General features: G+C 69.7%; 13 protein-coding genes. 4 read left to right on the top strand and 9 right to left on the bottom strand.

The genetic code is table 11. The annotated features are described in order from the left end of the window. Nucleotides 1-2: 2 nt before the first annotated feature. The 5 genes from xylB to HDC31_RS00925 all read right to left on the bottom strand — a co-directional run bounded on the left by xylB (nucleotide 3) and on the right by HDC31_RS00925 (nucleotide 6,300). Nucleotides 3-1,400 carry a xylulokinase gene (gene xylB, locus HDC31_RS00905; protein ID WP_179515722.1) on the bottom strand — a complete coding sequence of 466 codons (1,398 nt, stop codon included), beginning with the start codon at nucleotides 1,398-1,400 and terminating at the stop codon, nucleotides 3-5. A 118-nt stretch (nucleotides 1,401-1,518) separates the two neighbouring features. After that, entirely contained in the window at nucleotides 1,519-2,535 is a 1,017-nt protein-coding gene (locus HDC31_RS00910; protein ID WP_171011038.1) for a substrate-binding domain-containing protein, read from the bottom strand. Nucleotides 2,536-2,660: 125 nt separating this feature from the next. Then, a complete protein-coding gene (locus HDC31_RS00915) occupies nucleotides 2,661-3,668 on the bottom strand; it encodes an ABC transporter permease (RefSeq protein ID WP_045263874.1) in 1,008 nt (335 codons plus the stop codon). Further along, a complete protein-coding gene (locus HDC31_RS00920) occupies nucleotides 3,665-5,257 on the bottom strand; it encodes a sugar ABC transporter ATP-binding protein (RefSeq protein WP_179515723.1) in 1,593 nt (530 codons plus the stop codon). Before HDC31_RS00920 ends, HDC31_RS00915 begins: the two co-directional genes overlap by 4 nt. Next, the gene (locus HDC31_RS00925) at nucleotides 5,254-6,300 is read right to left on the bottom strand and encodes an NAD(P)-dependent alcohol dehydrogenase (protein WP_179515724.1); all 1,047 of its coding nucleotides are present in this window, start codon (nucleotides 6,298-6,300) and stop codon (nucleotides 5,254-5,256) included. The genes HDC31_RS00920 and HDC31_RS00925 overlap by 4 nt, the downstream gene beginning before the upstream one ends. A gap of 156 nt (nucleotides 6,301-6,456) precedes the next feature. Between HDC31_RS00925 and HDC31_RS00930 the strand changes: the two genes are divergently transcribed. After that, the gene (locus tag HDC31_RS00930; protein ID WP_046748663.1) at nucleotides 6,457-7,389 is read left to right on the top strand and encodes a sugar-binding transcriptional regulator; all 933 of its coding nucleotides are present in this window, start codon (nucleotides 6,457-6,459) and stop codon (nucleotides 7,387-7,389) included. 19 nt (nucleotides 7,390-7,408) lie between these two features. Here the strand turns inward: HDC31_RS00930 and HDC31_RS00935 are convergent, their stop codons facing one another. Further along, a complete protein-coding gene (locus HDC31_RS00935; RefSeq protein WP_179515725.1) occupies nucleotides 7,409-8,857 on the bottom strand; it encodes a rhamnulokinase family protein in 1,449 nt (482 codons plus the stop codon). Between the two features lie 53 nt (nucleotides 8,858-8,910). Then, nucleotides 8,911-9,696: an SDR family NAD(P)-dependent oxidoreductase gene (locus HDC31_RS00940; RefSeq protein WP_046748665.1), complete on the bottom strand. Its 786-nt coding sequence runs from the start codon at nucleotides 9,694-9,696 to the stop codon at nucleotides 8,911-8,913. 117 nt (nucleotides 9,697-9,813) lie between these two features. On the opposite strand from HDC31_RS00940, the gene HDC31_RS00945 reads away from it, so the two are divergent. The 3 genes from HDC31_RS00945 (at nucleotide 9,814) to HDC31_RS00955 (ending at nucleotide 14,120) form a co-directional block, all read left to right on the top strand. Further along, nucleotides 9,814-10,575 (top strand): DeoR/GlpR family DNA-binding transcription regulator, encoded by a 762-nt coding sequence (locus tag HDC31_RS00945; RefSeq protein WP_058630755.1) that lies wholly within the window; start codon nucleotides 9,814-9,816, stop codon nucleotides 10,573-10,575. A 102-nt stretch (nucleotides 10,576-10,677) separates the two neighbouring features. After that, nucleotides 10,678-12,714 (top strand): bifunctional aldolase/short-chain dehydrogenase, encoded by a 2,037-nt coding sequence (locus tag HDC31_RS00950; RefSeq protein ID WP_179515726.1) that lies wholly within the window; start codon nucleotides 10,678-10,680, stop codon nucleotides 12,712-12,714. Then, nucleotides 12,711-14,120 carry a rhamnulokinase family protein gene (locus tag HDC31_RS00955; RefSeq protein ID WP_179515727.1) on the top strand — a complete coding sequence of 470 codons (1,410 nt, stop codon included), beginning with the start codon at nucleotides 12,711-12,713 and terminating at the stop codon, nucleotides 14,118-14,120. The genes HDC31_RS00950 and HDC31_RS00955 overlap by 4 nt, the downstream gene beginning before the upstream one ends. Before the next feature lie 75 nt (nucleotides 14,121-14,195). Here the strand turns inward: HDC31_RS00955 and HDC31_RS00960 are convergent, their stop codons facing one another. Next, nucleotides 14,196-15,737: a serine hydrolase gene (locus HDC31_RS00960; protein WP_179515728.1), complete on the bottom strand. Its 1,542-nt coding sequence runs from the start codon at nucleotides 15,735-15,737 to the stop codon at nucleotides 14,196-14,198. A gap of 163 nt (nucleotides 15,738-15,900) precedes the next feature. After that, nucleotides 15,901-16,824: a DUF1295 domain-containing protein gene (locus HDC31_RS00965; protein WP_113681873.1), complete on the bottom strand. Its 924-nt coding sequence runs from the start codon at nucleotides 16,822-16,824 to the stop codon at nucleotides 15,901-15,903. Nucleotides 16,825-16,834 lie beyond the last annotated feature (10 nt).

The raw sequence follows: 16,834 nt of genomic DNA on the forward strand, positions 1-16,834 counted from the left end.
GCTCAGCTCCGCGCGGCGTACTGCTCGCGGATGATCGGCCGATGGTCGACCGCGAATGCACGTGCCTCGCCGTCGTGCCACGACGGACGCTCGCCGGTGAGCGCCCACGCCGCCTGCACGGCAGCACCGCGGGCGACCGCCTCGTCGATTCCCGGCACCACGATCGGCACGTCGAAGACCTGCGCCGCGATCCGCGAGACCGCCGGGTTGCGTGCGGCGCCACCGATGAGCAGGATGCGCGAGGCCGGCACCCCGCACCGGCGGATGGCGTCGAGGCCGTCGGCGAGCCCGCACAGCAGTCCTTCCACCGCGGCACGCGCCAGCGTCTCCCTGCGCGTGGAGGCGAGCGACATGCCGAACAGCGTGGCCGTGGCATCCGGACGATTCGGGGTGCGCTCTCCCTCGAAGTAGGGCTGCAGCACCAGTCCGCCCGCACCCGGCTCTGACTCCAGCGCCAGGCGTGCGAGTTCGGCGTGATCGACGCCGAGCAGACCCGCGACGGCATCGAGCACCCGCGCCGCGTTGAGCGTGGCGACGAGGGGAAGATGGTTCCCGCTCCCGTCAGCGAAGCCGGCGACCGCCCCGGTGGCGTCGGCGATCGGGTGTTCGGACACGGCGAAGACCGTGCCGCTCGTGCCGATCGAGATCACGGCGTCGCCCGGTCGGGCATCGAGTCCGAGCGCGCCCCCGGCGTTGTCCCCCAGACCCGCGCCGACCACCGTGCCCGTGCGGGTGACGCCCATCCTCTCGGCAGGTCCGAGCACCTTGGGGAGGTGCGGGACGCGACCGAACGCCCGCGCGAGCAGATCGAGATCGTAGGCACCGGTCGAGGCGCTCCAGTACGCAGTGCCGCTGGCATCGGAGCGGTCCGTCGCGAGCGCCTCGAGGTCGGGGCCGAGGTCGCTGGCGCCGGTCGGCCCGAAGCCGCGCAGCCGCCAGGAGAGCCAGTCGTGGGGCAGGGCGACGGCAGCGACCCTGGCCGCATTGGCCGGCTCGTGCTCGCGCAACCACCGCAGCTTCGCGCCCGTGAACGACGCCACGGGCACGACTCCGACCCGGCGCGCGTATTCCTCGGCACCGACTTCGGTCACGAGCGCCGCCGCGGCCTCGGCGCTGCGGACGTCGTTCCAGAGCAGGGCGTCACGCACCACGCGCCCCTGCACGTCGAGCGCCACGAGCCCGTGCTGCTGGGCGGCGACCGAGATCGCGGCGACGTCGTGCAGTCCGCCGGCATCGACGATCGCGCTCTGGAGTGCCGACCACCAGGCCTCGGGGTCCACCTCCGTGCCGGACGGATGCGCCGCCCGGCCGGAGCGCACGATCTCTCCCGTCTCCAGGTCGTGCACACTCACCTTGCAGCTCTGCGTGGACGAATCCACCCCGGCGACGTATATCGGCATCCGCTTCTCCCTCATCCGTGAACGACCAGTCCGTGGAACACCAGTGCGTGAGACACCAGTCCGTCGAACACCAGGGCCGCGAAGACACCGAAGCATCTCCGCGGCCCTGGCGCTGCTGTCACTCGGACTGGCCGGTGAGACCCTCGTAGGCGATGTTGCCGCTCTTGAGGTTCTTGTTGGTCATCTCGCTCAGGTTCTTCAGGAACGCGTCGCGCTCCGTGACCACGTGACCGATCGCCTCGTCGACGTTGTCCTTGGTGATCGCGGGCATCAGGTAGACGGGGTTCTCCTTGACGTCCTCGCCCCGCACGATGGCGGCGGCGTAGGCGACACCGGCCGACAGCTCGACCGTGCCGTTCTGCAGCGAGGTTCCGATGAAGTCACCGTTCTTGACGGCCTCGAGGCCGTCGGCGATCCCGTCGATGCCCACGATCGGCACGTCGGTCATGCCGGCTTCTTTGAGCGCCTGCAGTGCACCGAGGCCCATGTCGTCGTTCTGGGCGATCACGCCGTCGATGTCATCGCCGAAGGCCGAGATCCAGTTGCTGACCTTGTTGACGGCCTCATCGCGCTTCCAGTTCGCGGTGTCCTTGGCGAGCACCTTCACGTCGGGGTTCTCGGCGAGCACGTTGTCGATGCCCTTCCCGCGGTTGATCTCGCCCGAGCCTCCGAGCGGTCCCTGCAGGATGATGACGTTTCCCTTCCCGTCGAGGGCGTCCATCATCATCTGCGCCTCCTGCTCACCCGCGGCCACGTCATCGGGCTGCACCGAGCCGGTGAGGTCTTCGCTGTTGAGCGAGGCGTTGACGTCGAAGAAGGGGATGTCGGCGGCCTTCGCGGCGGCGATCTGCGGCTGCAGCGAGTCGGCCTGCACGGGGATGACGACGATCGCGTCGACACCGGCCGTCACGTACTGGTCGACCTGGCTGGCCTGGGTGTTGACGTCGAGGCCCGCGGAGTTCCACAGGATCTCGATGTTGTTCTCGTCGGCGTAGCGCTCGATGCCCTCTTTGCCCTCCGTGACGAAGGACGACATGTCGTAGACGCTCACGCCGATGGTGATGCGCTCCTGACCGCTGTCGTCTGCGCCGCCGGCGTTCGCGTTCGGGTCGCCGGCGCCGCACCCGGCGAGCATCAGTGCTGCGACGGAGGTGACGGCGAAAGCCGCGGCGATGCGGCTCTTCTTGGTGAACATGGGATTCCTCTCGTTGGGTGGTGCGATGAAGCAGGGTCTTCTTCGTCGGGGTGGTCGTCGGTGTGCTAGCGGCTTCGTCGTCGGGTCGCCCACACGTCGACGGCCACCGCCGCGACGATGAGCACGCCCTTGATGACCTTCTGCCAGTACGCGGGCACGGTCAGGATGTCGAGACCGTTGTTGAGCGTCTGGATGAGGAGCAGGCCGAGGGCGGTTCCCCAGATCGAGCCGCGACCGCCGAGCAGGCTCGCCCCGCCGATCACGACGGCAGCGATCGCGTCGAGCTCGTACCCGACGCCGAGGTTCGGTGCGCCGAGGGTGACGCGGCTGGCGAGCATGACGCCGGAGATCCCCGCGAGCATGCCGGAGATGGCGTACACGCTGAAGATGGTGCGGCCCACGTTGATGCCGGCGATGCCCGCGGCGATCGGGTTGCCGCCGATCGCGTACACGCGCATGCCCCACGTGGTGCGGCGCATGATGATCGCGAGTCCCAGGATGCCGACGATCATCAGGATCACCGGGAGCGTGAGCCCGCCGAACTGCGCGTTGGCGATGCGGGAGAAGTCGGCAGGCAGCCCGGTGATGGGGGCGCCGTTGCCCGCGACATAGGCGACGCCGGATGCGAGAGTGAGCATCCCGAGCGTCGCGATGAAGGGTGGCACTTTGATCACCGAGACCACGAAGCCGTTGATCGCGCCGGCGATGAAGCCGACGACGACACCGGCGACGATCGCGAGCCAGATCTGGTCGGGGAAGGCCTTCGCGGTGAGGCTGCCGAAGACGGCGGATGCGGCGATGACACTGCCGACCGACAGGTCGATGCCGCCGGTGAGGATCACGAGCGTCTGTCCGAGGGCGATCAGGGCGAACGGTGCCGCGGCGACGAGGATCGTCTGCAGGTTGTCGACCGTGCCGAAGCGCGCGCTGCGGTAGAGGAAGAAGGCGATGATGAGCACCATCACGATCACCATCGCGTAGCGGATGGCGAGGTCGCCGAACCAGGTGGGGCTGAAGCGTTTCACTTCCGACTCGGGCACGAAGGTCTGCGCGGCGGTGCGGGTGTCGGTCATCGGTCGTCCTTTGCGGAGGGGGCGGTGCTGCTGGCGGGGGCCTCGGAGATGTCGAGTCCACTCGCGAGGCGGAAGATGCGGTCCTGCACGTCGGGCTGCTGGAGGGCGGCCCGGTCGAGCTCGGCGACCACGCCCCCGTCCTTGAGCACGAGAGCGCGATGCGACAGCGCGAGGATCTCCGGCATATCGCTCGAGGCCATGACCACGGCCATGCCGGAGGCGGCGAGGTCGGTGATGATGCGGTAGATCTCGCTGCGGGCGCCGATGTCGACGCCGCGGGTCGGCTCGTCGAGCAGGAGGACCTTGACCTCGCCGGTGAGCCAACGCGCGAGCACGACCTTCTGCTGGTTGCCGCCGGACAGCGTCTCCATGAGCTGCCCGAGGCCGCGGCTGCGCAGCCTCACCGAACTCATGACCTCGGAGACCGCGTCCACGCGGCTGCGGCCCTTGAGCCATCCCGCGACGGAGAACTGATCCATGCGCGGCAGGGTGGCGTTCGCCAGGATGTCCATGCTGAGCACGGCGCCAGCGCCCTTCCGGTCCTCCGGGACCAGCGCCATGCCTGCGGTGATCGCGTCGGCAGGGCGTCCGCGGCGGACGCGACGGCCCCCGACGGCGATCTCGCCGGCGGTCGAGGAGCGCACTCCGAACAGCGCCTCGATGAGCTCGGTGCGTCCGGCGCCGACGAGCCCTGCGAGTCCGACGATCTCGCCGCGGCGCACCTGCAGGTCGACCGGCTGCGGAGCCGGCGTGTAGTCGAGGCCGCGCACCGAGAGGGCGATGTCGTCGGACGCGGGCGGCAGGTCGGGGAAGAGGTCTTCGAGCTCGCGGCCGATCATCGCGGTCACGATGTCGTCGTCGCTGAGTTCCGAGAGCGGCGCGTCCGCCACGAGGCCGCCGTCGCGGAGGACCACGACCCGATCGGCGATCGCGCGGATCTCCTCCATCTTGTGCGTGGTGAAGAGGATCGCGACGCCGCGGTCGCGCAGCATCCGCATGTTCTCGATCAGACGGGCCACCTCGCGTTCGGCGATCGCGCTGGTCGGCTCGTCCAGCAGCAGCACGCGAGCGCCGGTGCTGGTCGCCTTGACGATCTCGACGATCTGGCGCAGGCCCACCGGCAGGGACCCCATCCGCGTGGATGGGTCGATGTCGACGCCGAACTCCGCGAGCATCTCCTTGGCCTCTCTGGCCATGCGACGACGATCCACGAGCCCGAGGCGCCCCCGCAGCTCCCGTCCGACGAAGATGTTCTCGTACACCGTGGTGTCGAGGATCGAGGCGAGCTCCTGAGGCACGATGGCGATGCCGCGCTGGTGGGCGTCACGTGCCGATCCCGCGGCCAGCTCCTCGCCCCGGACCAGCACCTGACCGGCGTCCGCCTTCATCTGGCCGGAGGCGATCTTCATGAGCGTCGACTTGCCTGCGCCGTTCTCGCCCGCGAGCGCGGTCACGGTGCCCGGCTCGAGATGCAGCCCGACACCCTTGAGCACTGGTACCCCGCCGAACGCCTTGCGGATTTCGATGCACGCGAGCATGTCGGGCTGCTCGTCGAGGGTGATGCTTCCCGTGCGCTCGAGGTCGGTCATGCGTCCCCCGCGTGCTCGCGGCCGGGGCGCACGATGCTCTTCAGCGTCGAGGGCTGCGCGGCGGAATCGAGTGCCTCCCGGACCTCGGCGATACCGAACGTGCCGGTCACGAGGGCGTCGAGGTCGACGGCGCCGGAAGAGACGAGCTCGATCGCGGTCGGCCAGGTGTTCGCGTAGCGGAAGATGCCGGTGACGACCAGCTCGCGGTTCTGGATGGTGGAGACGGGGAGGGCGATCTCGTCGGCACCCATGCCGACGAGTACGGCCACGCCGCCGGGCTTCAGCGCGGAGATGCCCTGCTTCACGGCGACAGGGGAGCCCGAGGCGTCGACGAAGGAGTCGTATCCCGAGCCGAGGGGACCTGCGGCGGGGTCGACCGCCTCTGTCGCGCCGAAGCGCAGGGCGACCTCTCGGCGTTCCGCCATCGGATCGCTGATCACGATCTCGGTGGCGCCGAAGGCCCGTGCGGTCTGCGCGGTGACGATGCCGATGGGGCCGGCCCCGGTGATCAGCACCCGGCTGCCCGGGCGCACCCCCGCCTTCTGCACGGCGGCGATGGCGACGGACAACGGCTCCATGAGCGCCGCGGCGTCGTCGCTCACGGAGTCGGGCACGGCGTAGGCGAAGTCGCCCTGGATCGCGACGTACTCGGCGAAGGCGCCATCGATGGGTGGGGTGGCGTAGAACTCGATCTGCGGGCAGAGGTTGTAACGGCCGCTCCGGCAGAACTCGCACACCCGGCACGGGCGCTGCGGTTCGATGGAGACGCGCTCGCCGAGGCGGGAGTCGTCGATGTCGGCGCCGACCGCGACGATGGTGCCTCCGGCTTCGTGGCCGAGGACGAGCGGCTCCTCCACGACGAAATCGCCGATGCGTCCCTCGTGGAAGTAGTGGACGTCGGAGCCGCAGATGCCGACCGCGTTCACCCGGACGATCACCTGATCGGGGGCGGGGGCCGGCACGGGGCGGGTCTCGATCGTCAGCTCGCCGGCTCGGACCAGCACGCTCGCACGCATGGTCGTCGGCAGTTCAGTGCGCTTCATCGGGCTCCTCGTGGTGCGTGTGCAGTCGCGCGGTCGTGATTGCTCGACCGACATTAGCCATGCGTGACGGATGAGACAACCAGGTGCTCAGATGAGCGCAAACGGTCGGATCCGGATATGCTGATCGGACTTGGCGGCGTGAGAGGAAGAGGCGACATGGGACCCGATGAGCTGGTGCGGATCTCGCACGTCGCACGCCGGCATTACCTCGAAGGGCGGACGAAGATCGAGATCGCGGAAGAGCTCGGTCTCTCGCGCTTCAAGATCGCCCGGATGCTGGAGGATGCGCTCGAGCAGGGGCTGGTCAAGATCACGATCGAGGCGCCGGACTCGCTCGATCTCGACCTGTCGATGCAGTTGCGTGCTCGGTTCGGCCTCACGCGCGCTCTCGCGGTGATCACCCCGGGGACGACGCCCGAGCTGATCCAGGACCGGTTGGGTCGTGCCGCCGCCGACCTGCTCAGCGAGATCGTCACCGACGGCGACGTGCTCGGGCTCACGGCCGGTCGCACCCTGACCGCGATGGCCGGGCACCTGCGCACCCTGGCGACGTGCGAGGTCGTCCAGCTCGCCGGGGTCGCCGCGCCGACGCCCGAGAACGGCGTCGAGGTGATCCGCCAGGTGAGTCGGATCTCGGGCGGTCGCTCCCGCGCCATCTTCGCGCCCCTGCTCGTGGAGACCGCAGCGACCGCCTCCGCTCTGCGGCGCGAACCCGGCATCATGGAGACCTTCCGCCGGTTCGACTCGGTGACCAAGGCCGTCGTCGCGGTCGGATCGTGGAGTCCGCCCGACTCTCAGCTCTACGACAATGCGGGGAGGGCGGGCGCGCTCGACGAGTTGCTCGCCGCCGGCGTCAAGGCGGAGATCTGCGCGACGCTCATCGACGAGAACGGAGCCGTGGTGGGGTCGGTGGCCGAGCGGTCGCTCGCGGTGTCCACCGAGCAGCTGCGGCACATCCCCGAGGTGATCGCGGTGGCCGGCGGCCCGTCGAAGACAGGTGCCGTCATCGCCGCGCTGCGTTCCGGGATCGTCGACTCCCTGGTGACGGACGCGGCTCTCGCCCGACGGCTGCTCGAGTCGCCGGTCTGAGCGCGACCGGCGCACCACATCAGCGCGGGGCGGGTTCGTAGTTGCGCAGCTCGGTGGAGGCGCGCACCATGCGGCGCAGGTCGGCGAGGCTTCCGTGCACTGCGCCGTGCGCACGGGCCTGCACCAGGAGGTTCCCCATCGATGTGGCCTCCGATGGCCCGGCCGTCACCGTCCGGCCGGAGCGATCCGCGACCGCCTGGGCGAGGATCGACGACTCGGAGCCGCCCCCGACCAGATGGATGACCCGCACGTCCACGCCCGAGAGCGTCGCCGCTTCCTCGACCTGCCGGGCGACGAAGGCGCCGAGGCTCTCCAGCACCAGCCGCACCACTCCGGCGCGGTCGGTCGGCATGCGTCCGCCGGACTCGGCCACGAGTTCGGCGATGCGCGCGGTCATCTGCCCCGGTCGCAGCAGGCGGGGGTCGCCGGTGTCGACCAGCACTCCGGCGCTCGGGGCGGCGTCCGCACGGGCCAGCAGGTCGCGGCGGGCGGCTGTGCTGCGCGCCCCCCAGTCGTCGAGCCCCCATTCCCGCATGCATTCGTTGACGATCCAGAGTCCCGCGGCTATGCGCAGGAACCGTACGGTGCCGTCGAGGCCGAGCTCGTTCGTGAAACCCGCTTCGCGGGCCTGGTCGCTGGTGATGAGGTGATCGACCTCGACGCCGGTGAGGATCCACGTGCCGCACGAGACGTACGCGAAATCCTGATCGCGGGCTGGCACGGCGATCACCGCGCTCGCGGTGTCGTGTGAGGCCACGGCGGTGATGTCGGTCGCGTCCCCGGGGGCGAGGATCCCCTCGGAGACACGGCCGGTCACCGTGCCGGGGAAGACGACGTCGGGGAAGATCCTCGACGGCAGGCCCAGAGCCTCGATCCGGCTGACATCCCAGCCGCCGCCGCGGGGGAGTGCGAGGCCGGTGCTGGAGACGTTCGTGGCCTCGGCGACGTCCGCGGCGCCGAGCCAGCGTCCGAGCAGATCGGGCATCAGCAGCATCTGCTGCACGGTGTCGAGTCGTCCGGCCTCCCGGTCGGCCGCCAGCTGATAGATCGTCATGATGGGGAGCGCGGTGACCCCGGTCGTGCGGAAGGCCTCGGCGGCGGGCAGGATCTCCTCGACGATCGGGAAGCTGCGCTCGGTGCGGGCGTCGCGCTGATGGAAGGGAGCATCGAGGAGACCGTCGTAGCCGAGCAGGCCGTAGTCGCCCGACCACGCGTCGACGCCGATGCTGGTGAAGGCCGGCCCCTCCCTGCGCAGCCGGGTGAGGCCGACGAGTGCATCTCGATACAGCCGTTGCGCGTCCCACCGCAGGCCGAGCTCATCCGTGAACGCACGGTTGCGGAACCGGTGCACCCCGTCGATCCGCAACCGCTCGCCGTCGACGGTCGCGCTCACGACACGACCGCTGGACCCGCCGAGATCGACGGCGGCAGCTCGGAAGGTCGCCGAGCCGAGGGGCAGTTCGGGCATGCCACTCAGCCTATGGCCGGGCCTCTGGTTCGGGCCTATGGTCCGGTGAGCCCTCAGACGCTGGTGTATCCCCCGTCGATGAGGATGCTCTGCCCCACGACATAGCTCGAGCGCTCGCTCGCGAGATAGACCAGCAGGTCGCCGAGCTCTTCGGGTTGTCCCATGCGCCCCGCCGGGATGCGCCGTACCCACTCGTCGGCCATCTCGGGGTTCTCCGCCACGAAGTCCCTGGTCATGTCGCTGGCGAAGTATCCGGGGGCGATCGCGTTGACGCGGATGCCGAGAGGCCACCATTCGATCGCCGCGCTCTTCGTGAACATCGACACCGCGGCCTTCGAGGTGTTGTAGGCGGCCTGGGTCTGCGGGATGTTCACGGCGAACGCCGACATCGACGACACGTTGACGATGCTGGCCGGGTTGCCGCGGTCCGCCTCGACGTGCCGGCGTGCGAACTCACGGCTCGTGACGAAGGTGCCGGTGACGTTGACGTCGAGCACCCGCCGCCAGTCGTCCGTGCTGGTGTCGAGGAGGGGCGTGCCCGATGTGATGCCGGCGCTGTTGACGAGCACGTCTGCCGCGCCCAGCCGCTCGCCGATGATGTCGAAGGCGGCGGCGACGGATGCCTCAGAGGCGACATCGACGCTGACGCCCAGGCAGCGTCGACCCGAAGCGGACTCCAGGGCATCGGCGGCTTCGGCGACGGTGTCGAGGCGGTCGAGGAGTGCGACCTCGGCGCCCCCGGAGGCGAGGGCCTCGGCCATGGCGTAGCCGAGGCCCCGCGCTCCGCCGGTGACGACGGCCACGCGGCCGAGGAGTGGTTCCGTGGTGTTTCCGAGCATGAGCAGAGCCTAGCGGGGGCGCTCAACCTGGAACACTCACCGCTCATATGAGCGCGCGCGATCGAGGTCGCTGGTCGCGCGATCCGTCTCATCGCGCGCACCGGATAGATTCCTCCCATGGCTCTTTCCGGCAATCTCGAGGCGCAACGACGCCGAGACGAACTCGTCGAACTCGCCAACGGCCCCCAGGGTGTGATGATCGAGGCTGCGGCCGAGCTCTTCGCGGTGTCGTCGATGACGATCCGTCGAGACCTGCTCGAACTCGAGGCGGAGGGTCGTGTGCGCCGCGTGCGCGGCGGGGCGACGGCGGCGCCGCGCGCCCGCCCCTTCGATGCGCGTCGGGCCATCAGGGCCAGCGCGAAGCGAGCGATCGCCGAGAAGGCCCTGCGCCTCGTCCCCGCCCAGGGGAGTGTCGCCTTCGATGCCTCCTCGACGGTCAACATGCTCGCGTCGGCGATCGGGCCGCGCGCAGGGCTCACCGTCTACACGAACTCGTTCGAGTCGTTCCAGGTGCTGCAGCCGCTGGACGGCGTCACCGCGGTTATCTCCGGCGGCACGGCCGAGCCCACCACGGGCAGTCTCGTCGGGCCGATCGCCCGCCGGAGCATGCGCTCGGTCTACTTCGACGCGTTCTTCTCCTCGGCGGATGCGCTCGACGGTGCCGACGGCACGTCCGAGGTGTCGGTCGAAGAGGCCGAGCTGAAGCAGGCGATGGCCGCGAACGCCGGAACGACGGTCGTGTGCGTCGACTCCAGCAAGCTCGGCCGTCGCTCGGTGGCCCGCGCGCTCGACGGCGATGAGATCTCCGTGCTGATCACGGAGCTCGATCCCGCGGACGAGCGGCTGGATGCCTTCCGAGGGATCGCGGACATCCTCTGATCACCGGAACCCTTCTCCTTGACGTCGGTTCGTGTTATCTTTCACATGAAGTAACAGTATGAGTGTGCACGGTCGTGTGCACCGCCCCTGTCTTGGAGAGTCATGACCAACGCCACCGCCGCCGCTCTGATCGCCCGGTCGAACCGCCTCGGCGCCGACCCGAAGAACACCAACTACGCCGGCGGGAACACCTCCGCGAAGGGCACCGAGATCGATCCGGTGACGGGGCAGCCGGTCGAGCTGATGTGGGTCAAGGGTTCGGGTGGCGACCTGGGCACGCTGACCGAGCAGGGCCTCGCGGTGCTGCGCCTCGACCGCATGCGCGCTCTCGTCGACGTGTACCCCGGGCTCGACCGCGAGGACGAGATGGTCGCCGCGTTCGACTACTGCCTGCACGGCAAGGGCGGGGCTGCGCCGTCGATCGACACCGCCATGCACGGCCTGGTCGACGCCGCCCACGTCGACCACCTGCACCCCGACTCGGGCATCGCGATCGCCACCGCGGCCGACGGAGAAGCGCTGACCGCGAAGATCTTCGGTGAGAAGGTCGTCTGGGTGCCGTGGCGGCGGCCCGGCTTCCAGCTCGGACTCGACATCGCCGAGATCAAGAAGCAGAACCCGCAGGCGATCGGCTGCATCCTCGGCGGACACGGCATCACCGCCTGGGCCGGCACCTCGGAGGAGGCGGAGGCGAACTCCCTCTGGATCATCGACACCGCAGCCGCCTACATCGCGGAGAACGGCAAGGCCGATCCGTTCGGCGGCGTCCGCTCGGGCTTCGAGGCCCTCCCGGCTGGGGATCGGCGTGGGCGCGCGGCGGCCCTCGCCGGCACGATCCGCGGCATCGCCTCGACCGACAAGCCGATGGTCGGGCACTTCACCGATGCCGACGTGGTGCTCGACTTCGTGGCCTCCGAGAAGGCGCCGACGCTCGCCGCCCTCGGTACCAGCTGCCCCGACCACTTCCTGCGCACCAAGGTCAAGCCGCTGATCCTCGACCTGCCGGCCACCGCATCCGTCGAGGAGCAGATCGCCCGCCTGCACGAGCTGCACGCGCAGTACCGCACCGACTACCAGGCCTACTACGACGCGCATGCCACGGCCGAGTCGCCCGCCATCCGCGGCGCCGACCCGCTCATCGTGCTGATCCCCGGCGTGGGCATGTTCTCGTACGGGGCCAACAAGCAGACCGCCCGCGTCGCCGGCGAGTTCTATGTGAACGCGATCAACGTGATGCGCGGCGCCGAAGCGCTCTCGACGTACGCTCCGATCTCGGATGCCGAGAAGTTCGACATCGAGTACTGGGCGCTGGAGGAGGCCAAGCTGCAGCGGATGCCGAAGCCGAAGTCGCACCAGGGACGCATCGCCTTCGTCACCGGTGCCGCCTCCGGCATCGGCAAGGCCATCGCCACCCGTCTCGCCGCCGAGGGTGCGTGCGTCGTGATCGCCGACCTCGACCTCGAGAAGGCGCAGGCGGCGGCCGCCGAGCTGGGGAACACCGATGTCGCGATCGGCATCGCCGCGAACGTAGCGGATGCCGACGCTGTCCAGGCCGCGTTGAACGAGGCTGTGCTCGCCTTCGGCGGCGTCGACCTCGTGGTCAACAACGCCGGGCTCTCGCTGTCGAAGCCGCTGCTGGAGACCACGGAGAAGGACTGGGATCTGCAGCACGACGTGATGGCGAAGGGGTCGTTCCTGGTCTCGAAGGCCGCCGCTCGGGTGCTCATCGACCAGAAGCTCGGCGGCGACATCATCTACATCTCGTCGAAGAACTCGGTCTTCGCAGGACCCAACAACATCGCCTACTCCGCGACCAAGGCCGACCAGGCACACCAGGTGCGGCTGCTCGCGGTCGAGCTCGGCGAGTACGGTATCCGTGTGAACGGCATCAACCCCGACGGCGTGGTCCGCGGCTCGGGCATCTTCGCCTCCGGGTGGGGTGCGAACCGTGCCGCCACCTACGAGGTCAAGGAGGAAGACCTCGGTCAGTACTACGCCAACCGCACGATCCTCAAGCGCGAGGTCGTGCCCGAGAACGTGGCGGACGCGGTGTACGTGCTGACCGGTCCCGAGCTCAGCCGCACCACGGGCCTGCACATCCCGGTCGACTCCGGCGTCGCCGCGGCGTTCCTGCGATGAGCGTGCGCGCGGTCGCGGCCGTCGATCTCGGGGCGACCAGCGGCCGCGTGATGATCGGGCGGATCGGGGAGGGGCGGCTCGAGCTCGAACTCGTGTCCCGCTTCCCGAACGGTCCCGTGGAGCGGGAGGACGGACTGCACTGGGACTTCGACGCCCTATATGCGCACGTCGTGGACGGGCTGGCGGAGGCGGTGCGGCGGGAGCCGACGATCGAGAGCATCGGGATCGACTCCTGGGCCGTCGACTACGGCCTGCTCGCGGACGGCGTTCTCCTCGCCGAGCCGTTTCACTACCGCGACTCCCGCACGGCTCAGGGCGTCGCCGAGGTGCACGCCATCGTGCCGTTCTCTGAGCTGTACGCTCGCAACGGCCTGCAGTTCCTGCCGTTCAACACCCTGTACCAGTACCGGGTGGACGAACGGATGACCGCGGCCGACACCGTGCTCCTCCTCCCCGATCTGGTCGCATTCCTCCTCACCGGTGCCAGCGTCGCCGAGCGCACGAACGCCTCCACGACGGGGCTGCTGAGCATCGACGACGGTGATTGGGACACCGACCTCGCGACGCGCATCGGCATCCCGCCGCGTCTCCTGCCTCCGTTGGTCGACCCCGGCGCGGTGATCGGGTCGCTGCAGCCCGAGCTCGCCGAACTCGTCGGCAAGGCTCTCCCCGTGATCGCCGTCGGGTCGCACGACACCGCCTCTGCCGTCGTCGCCGTCCCCATGACATCGCCCTCAGCCGCCTACATCTCGTGCGGCACGTGGGGCCTGGTGGGTCTGGAACTGGCGGAGCCCGTGCTGACGGATGCGGCGCGCGAGGCGAACTTCACGCACGAGCTCGGCGTAGACGGTCGATACCGCTTCCTGCACAACGTCACCGGCCTGTGGCTGCTGAGTGAGAGCGTGCGGGCGTGGGAAGCTCAGGACGGTGCACGCATCGACCTGACCGAGCTGCTCGCGGAGGCGGCCGCCGTATCGGACGACGTACCGCTGTTCGATGCGAACGATCCTTCGCTCAGTGCACCCGGCGACATGCCCAGCCGCATCGCGACGCTGGTCGAGGCGTCAGGAGCATCCGCTCCGACGGAGCGAGCCGTGTTCACGCGCAGCATCGTGGAGAGTATCGCCGCGGCGTTCGCCGAGACCGTGCGAGCGGCGTCCGACCTCTCCGGGCGTGAGGTCGACGTGATCCACCTCGTCGGCGGCGGATCCTTGAACGCGCTCCTCTGCCAGGCCATCGCCGATCGTTCGGCCCTGCCGGTGCTGGCCGGCCCCGTCGAGGCGACCGCGCTCGGCAACGTGCTCGTGCAGGCGCGTGCGCTGGGCGCAGCGGTCACCGACCTGGAGGGGCTGCGCGAGCTGGTCGCCGCCACGCATCCGGTCCGTCGGTTCGAGCCGCGCGGCTGACCGTTCCGCTGACCGCGCGGCTGACCGTGCGGCTGGTCGCGCCGCTGACTCGATGGCGCCCTGACGGGCGCGACGTCAGATGACGTGCGTGTTCGGCAGCGAGCTCACGGTCGGGCGGGCGTAGGCGCGGCGCCGGGCGGAGATGTCGGTCGGGCGGGCGGCGCGCGGAACGCTCCGATCGACCGCCACGACCTCGAACTCCTGGATCTGCGCCGGCCGCACCGGGGTGAGGTGGATCATGCAGATCAGCTCGCCGCGCTCGCCGGGGATCGACCAGGTGATGTCGGCCGGTGTCGCCGCGGAGACGACTTCTGGCGTGCCGAGGTCGTCGCGCAGCGGACCCACCAGGGCGATGAGCTCCTCGATCGCGGCCCGGCGCTGGAGGAGCGGGCGGTCGAAGTCGATGTTGTCGGCGAAGATCGCGGCAGCGGCGTCGTCATCCCAGGACCGGATCAGCGCGTCGGCCGCGGACATCAGCCGACGTGTCTCCGGCCACGGCTGCACGGTGCGGGCGGGGGCGTCGTGAAAGGCGAGTGCGCGGAACAGCGCCTCCTCCGAGAGGGCGACCGGGTTGCTCCGGTGGCTGTTCGTGAAGATGACGATGCCCATGCCGGACCCCGCGTGCCACACCATGTTCAGGATGAACCCCGGGAGGCCGCCGCTGTGCGTGACGATGCGTCCGCGGTGCAGGTCTTCGCGCACGAAGAGGCCGAGCGCGTAGCCGCCGGCGACGAACTTCCAGGAGCCGTCGGGGCGGGCCTGCAGCGAGGGGATGTCGACCTGATGGATGCGCTGCAGCTCTCGTCGTGAAGCCCGGCTCACCACGGCATCGTCGCTGCCAGGCAGTGTCGATGCCGCGAGGAACCTGACCCAGACACTGAGGTCGTTGATGGTCGACTGCATGCCACCGGCCGCGGCCATGGCGTCGGACACTTCCGACGGGAAGCCCACCCAGTCGCCCGCGGTGTCCAGCGAGTAGCCGACCGCCCTCGCGAAGCCGCCCTCCGGGGCGCGGTTGTCGAACCACGTGCTGTTCATCCCCAGCGGGCGCAGGATCTCATCGGTGACCCAGTCCTCGACACGGCGGCCCACGGCTGTGCCCACCGCGAGACCGGCCATCGTGAAGCCGATGTTGGAGTACTCGAAGGCGCTTCCGGGGTGGGTGCTGTAGTTGAAGCCGGGTCTGATCCGTTCGACCAGCTCCGCTTCGGAGAGGCCGAGAAACGGGTCGACCCAGGAGTTGTCCTCGGTGAGACCGCCGCCCATGCTGAGCAGCTGTCGCAGGGTCGGGGCGATCGCCGGTTCCTCGCCCACGGTCCCGTGCCATTCGGGGTAGAAGTCGGTGATGGGAGCCTCCAGGTCGAGGAGGCCGCGGTCGCGGGCGAGCAGGGCACCGAGCGCGACGAAGCTCTTGGTCATCGAGGCGATCGGGAAGACGGTGTCGGCGTCGGGAGACGTGCCTTCGTCGTCGGCGGTGCCGAACCCGCGCGTGTGCTCCAGGCCGTCGGGTCCGACGAGGCCGTACACCAGACCAGGCGACTGACCCGCGGCCGTGTACTGCCCGAAGAACGCGTCGAGCTGATCGACGAGCGGCACGACGAGGGTTTCGCTGGACATGGAGACTCCCTTGTTCTCGCGGTCGGCATTCGGCCGTCGCGCTGGTTCGTCTCCACACTCGCGTGTGCCGGGCTCGAAGTCATGTCCGCGGGCACCGAGTGTCGGCTCCTGCTTGTGCGAGGTGACGAAGAAGCGGCTCGGAGCGGGCTGGCCGGGACCCCGTCTACCCGGCAGTCTCCCGCATCGCGGGCCGGGTGAGCTTCGGGATCAGTACCGGAGTCTGTTCGCGGTAGGCGACGTAGTCGGCCCGGTCGCCCCACTTCTTCTCGGCGCGCGCTTCGAGCAGGGGGATGCCGCTGACGCGGGTGAGCAGCAGGATCACGAACAGGGGGGAGAGCAGCGCGACCCACTGCCATCCGACGAGCACGGGGGCAGCGGTGAGGAAGACGCCCACCCAGATGACGATCTCGCCGAAGTAGTTCGGGTGACGGGACCGCGACCATAGGCCGGTGCGGATGAACTCGTCCCGGTTGCGCGGGTCGGCGCGGAACGCCGACTTCTGGGCGTCGGCGACGATCTCGATCACCATGCCGAGGGCCCAGACGACGATGCCGACGACGGTCAGCCATCCGATCGGCGCGCGGGAGGAGGCATCCGCACTGATCGCGATCCAGGCGGCGGCCGCGGTCAGCGACACCCACGCACCCTGGATCACCCACACCTGCAGGAACCGCAGCGGCGACCCCTTGATCTGGTCGAAGCGCCCGTCGGATCCGGCCTTGTGCACGCGCAGGGCCAGGAACGAGCCGAGGCGCGCGGCCCACAGCATGACCATCGCCGCCAGGATCCAGCTCCGCGGGTCGGGCATCGGCGCCAGCAGGACGAGTGCTGCGGAGATCACGAAGAACGTGAGGCTGCCCGTCAGGTCGAAGAACCGTTCGGTCTGCAGCAGCATCGCGGGGATGAACGCGATGACCTGGATCGCGAAGGCCGCAGCGACGGCGAGGGCGAACAGCGGCACGCCGCCGATGGTCGCACCGCCCTGGCTGCCGGCGATCGCGACGAGCGCGCCGACCACGAGGGCGACGACGATCGCGATGAGAGAGGAGCGCGAGGAGGTCGGACGGGTGGGGGTGGGGGAGGACATGGTGTGCTTT

It is taken from the genome of Microbacterium sp. JAI119 (assembly GCF_013410135.1).
Lineage (GTDB): Bacteria > Actinomycetota > Actinomycetes > Actinomycetales > Microbacteriaceae > Microbacterium > Microbacterium oxydans.

Coding starts and splice junctions, on each gene's coding strand:
- HDC31_RS00920 (WP_179515723.1), bottom strand. CDS start 5,257: ATGACCGACCTCGAGCGCACGGGAAGCATCACCCTCGACGAGCAGCCC.
- HDC31_RS00950 (WP_179515726.1), top strand. CDS start 10,678: ATGACCAACGCCACCGCCGCCGCTCTGATCGCCCGGTCGAACCGCCTC.
- xylB (WP_179515722.1), bottom strand. CDS start 1,400: ATGCCGATATACGTCGCCGGGGTGGATTCGTCCACGCAGAGCTGCAAG.
- HDC31_RS00955 (WP_179515727.1), top strand. CDS start 12,711: ATGAGCGTGCGCGCGGTCGCGGCCGTCGATCTCGGGGCGACCAGCGGC.
- HDC31_RS00960 (WP_179515728.1), bottom strand. CDS start 15,737: ATGTCCAGCGAAACCCTCGTCGTGCCGCTCGTCGATCAGCTCGACGCG.
- HDC31_RS00910 (WP_171011038.1), bottom strand. CDS start 2,535: ATGCTCGCCGGGTGCGGCGCCGGCGACCCGAACGCGAACGCCGGCGGC.
- HDC31_RS00940 (WP_046748665.1), bottom strand. CDS start 9,696: ATGCTCGGAAACACCACGGAACCACTCCTCGGCCGCGTGGCCGTCGTC.
- HDC31_RS00930 (WP_046748663.1), top strand. CDS start 6,457: ATGGGACCCGATGAGCTGGTGCGGATCTCGCACGTCGCACGCCGGCAT.
- HDC31_RS00925 (WP_179515724.1), bottom strand. CDS start 6,300: ATGAAGCGCACTGAACTGCCGACGACCATGCGTGCGAGCGTGCTGGTC.
- HDC31_RS00965 (WP_113681873.1), bottom strand. CDS start 16,824: ATGTCCTCCCCCACCCCCACCCGTCCGACCTCCTCGCGCTCCTCTCTC.
- HDC31_RS00915 (WP_045263874.1), bottom strand. CDS start 3,668: ATGACCGACACCCGCACCGCCGCGCAGACCTTCGTGCCCGAGTCGGAA.
- HDC31_RS00935 (WP_179515725.1), bottom strand. CDS start 8,857: ATGCCCGAACTGCCCCTCGGCTCGGCGACCTTCCGAGCTGCCGCCGTC.
- HDC31_RS00945 (WP_058630755.1), top strand. CDS start 9,814: ATGGCTCTTTCCGGCAATCTCGAGGCGCAACGACGCCGAGACGAACTC.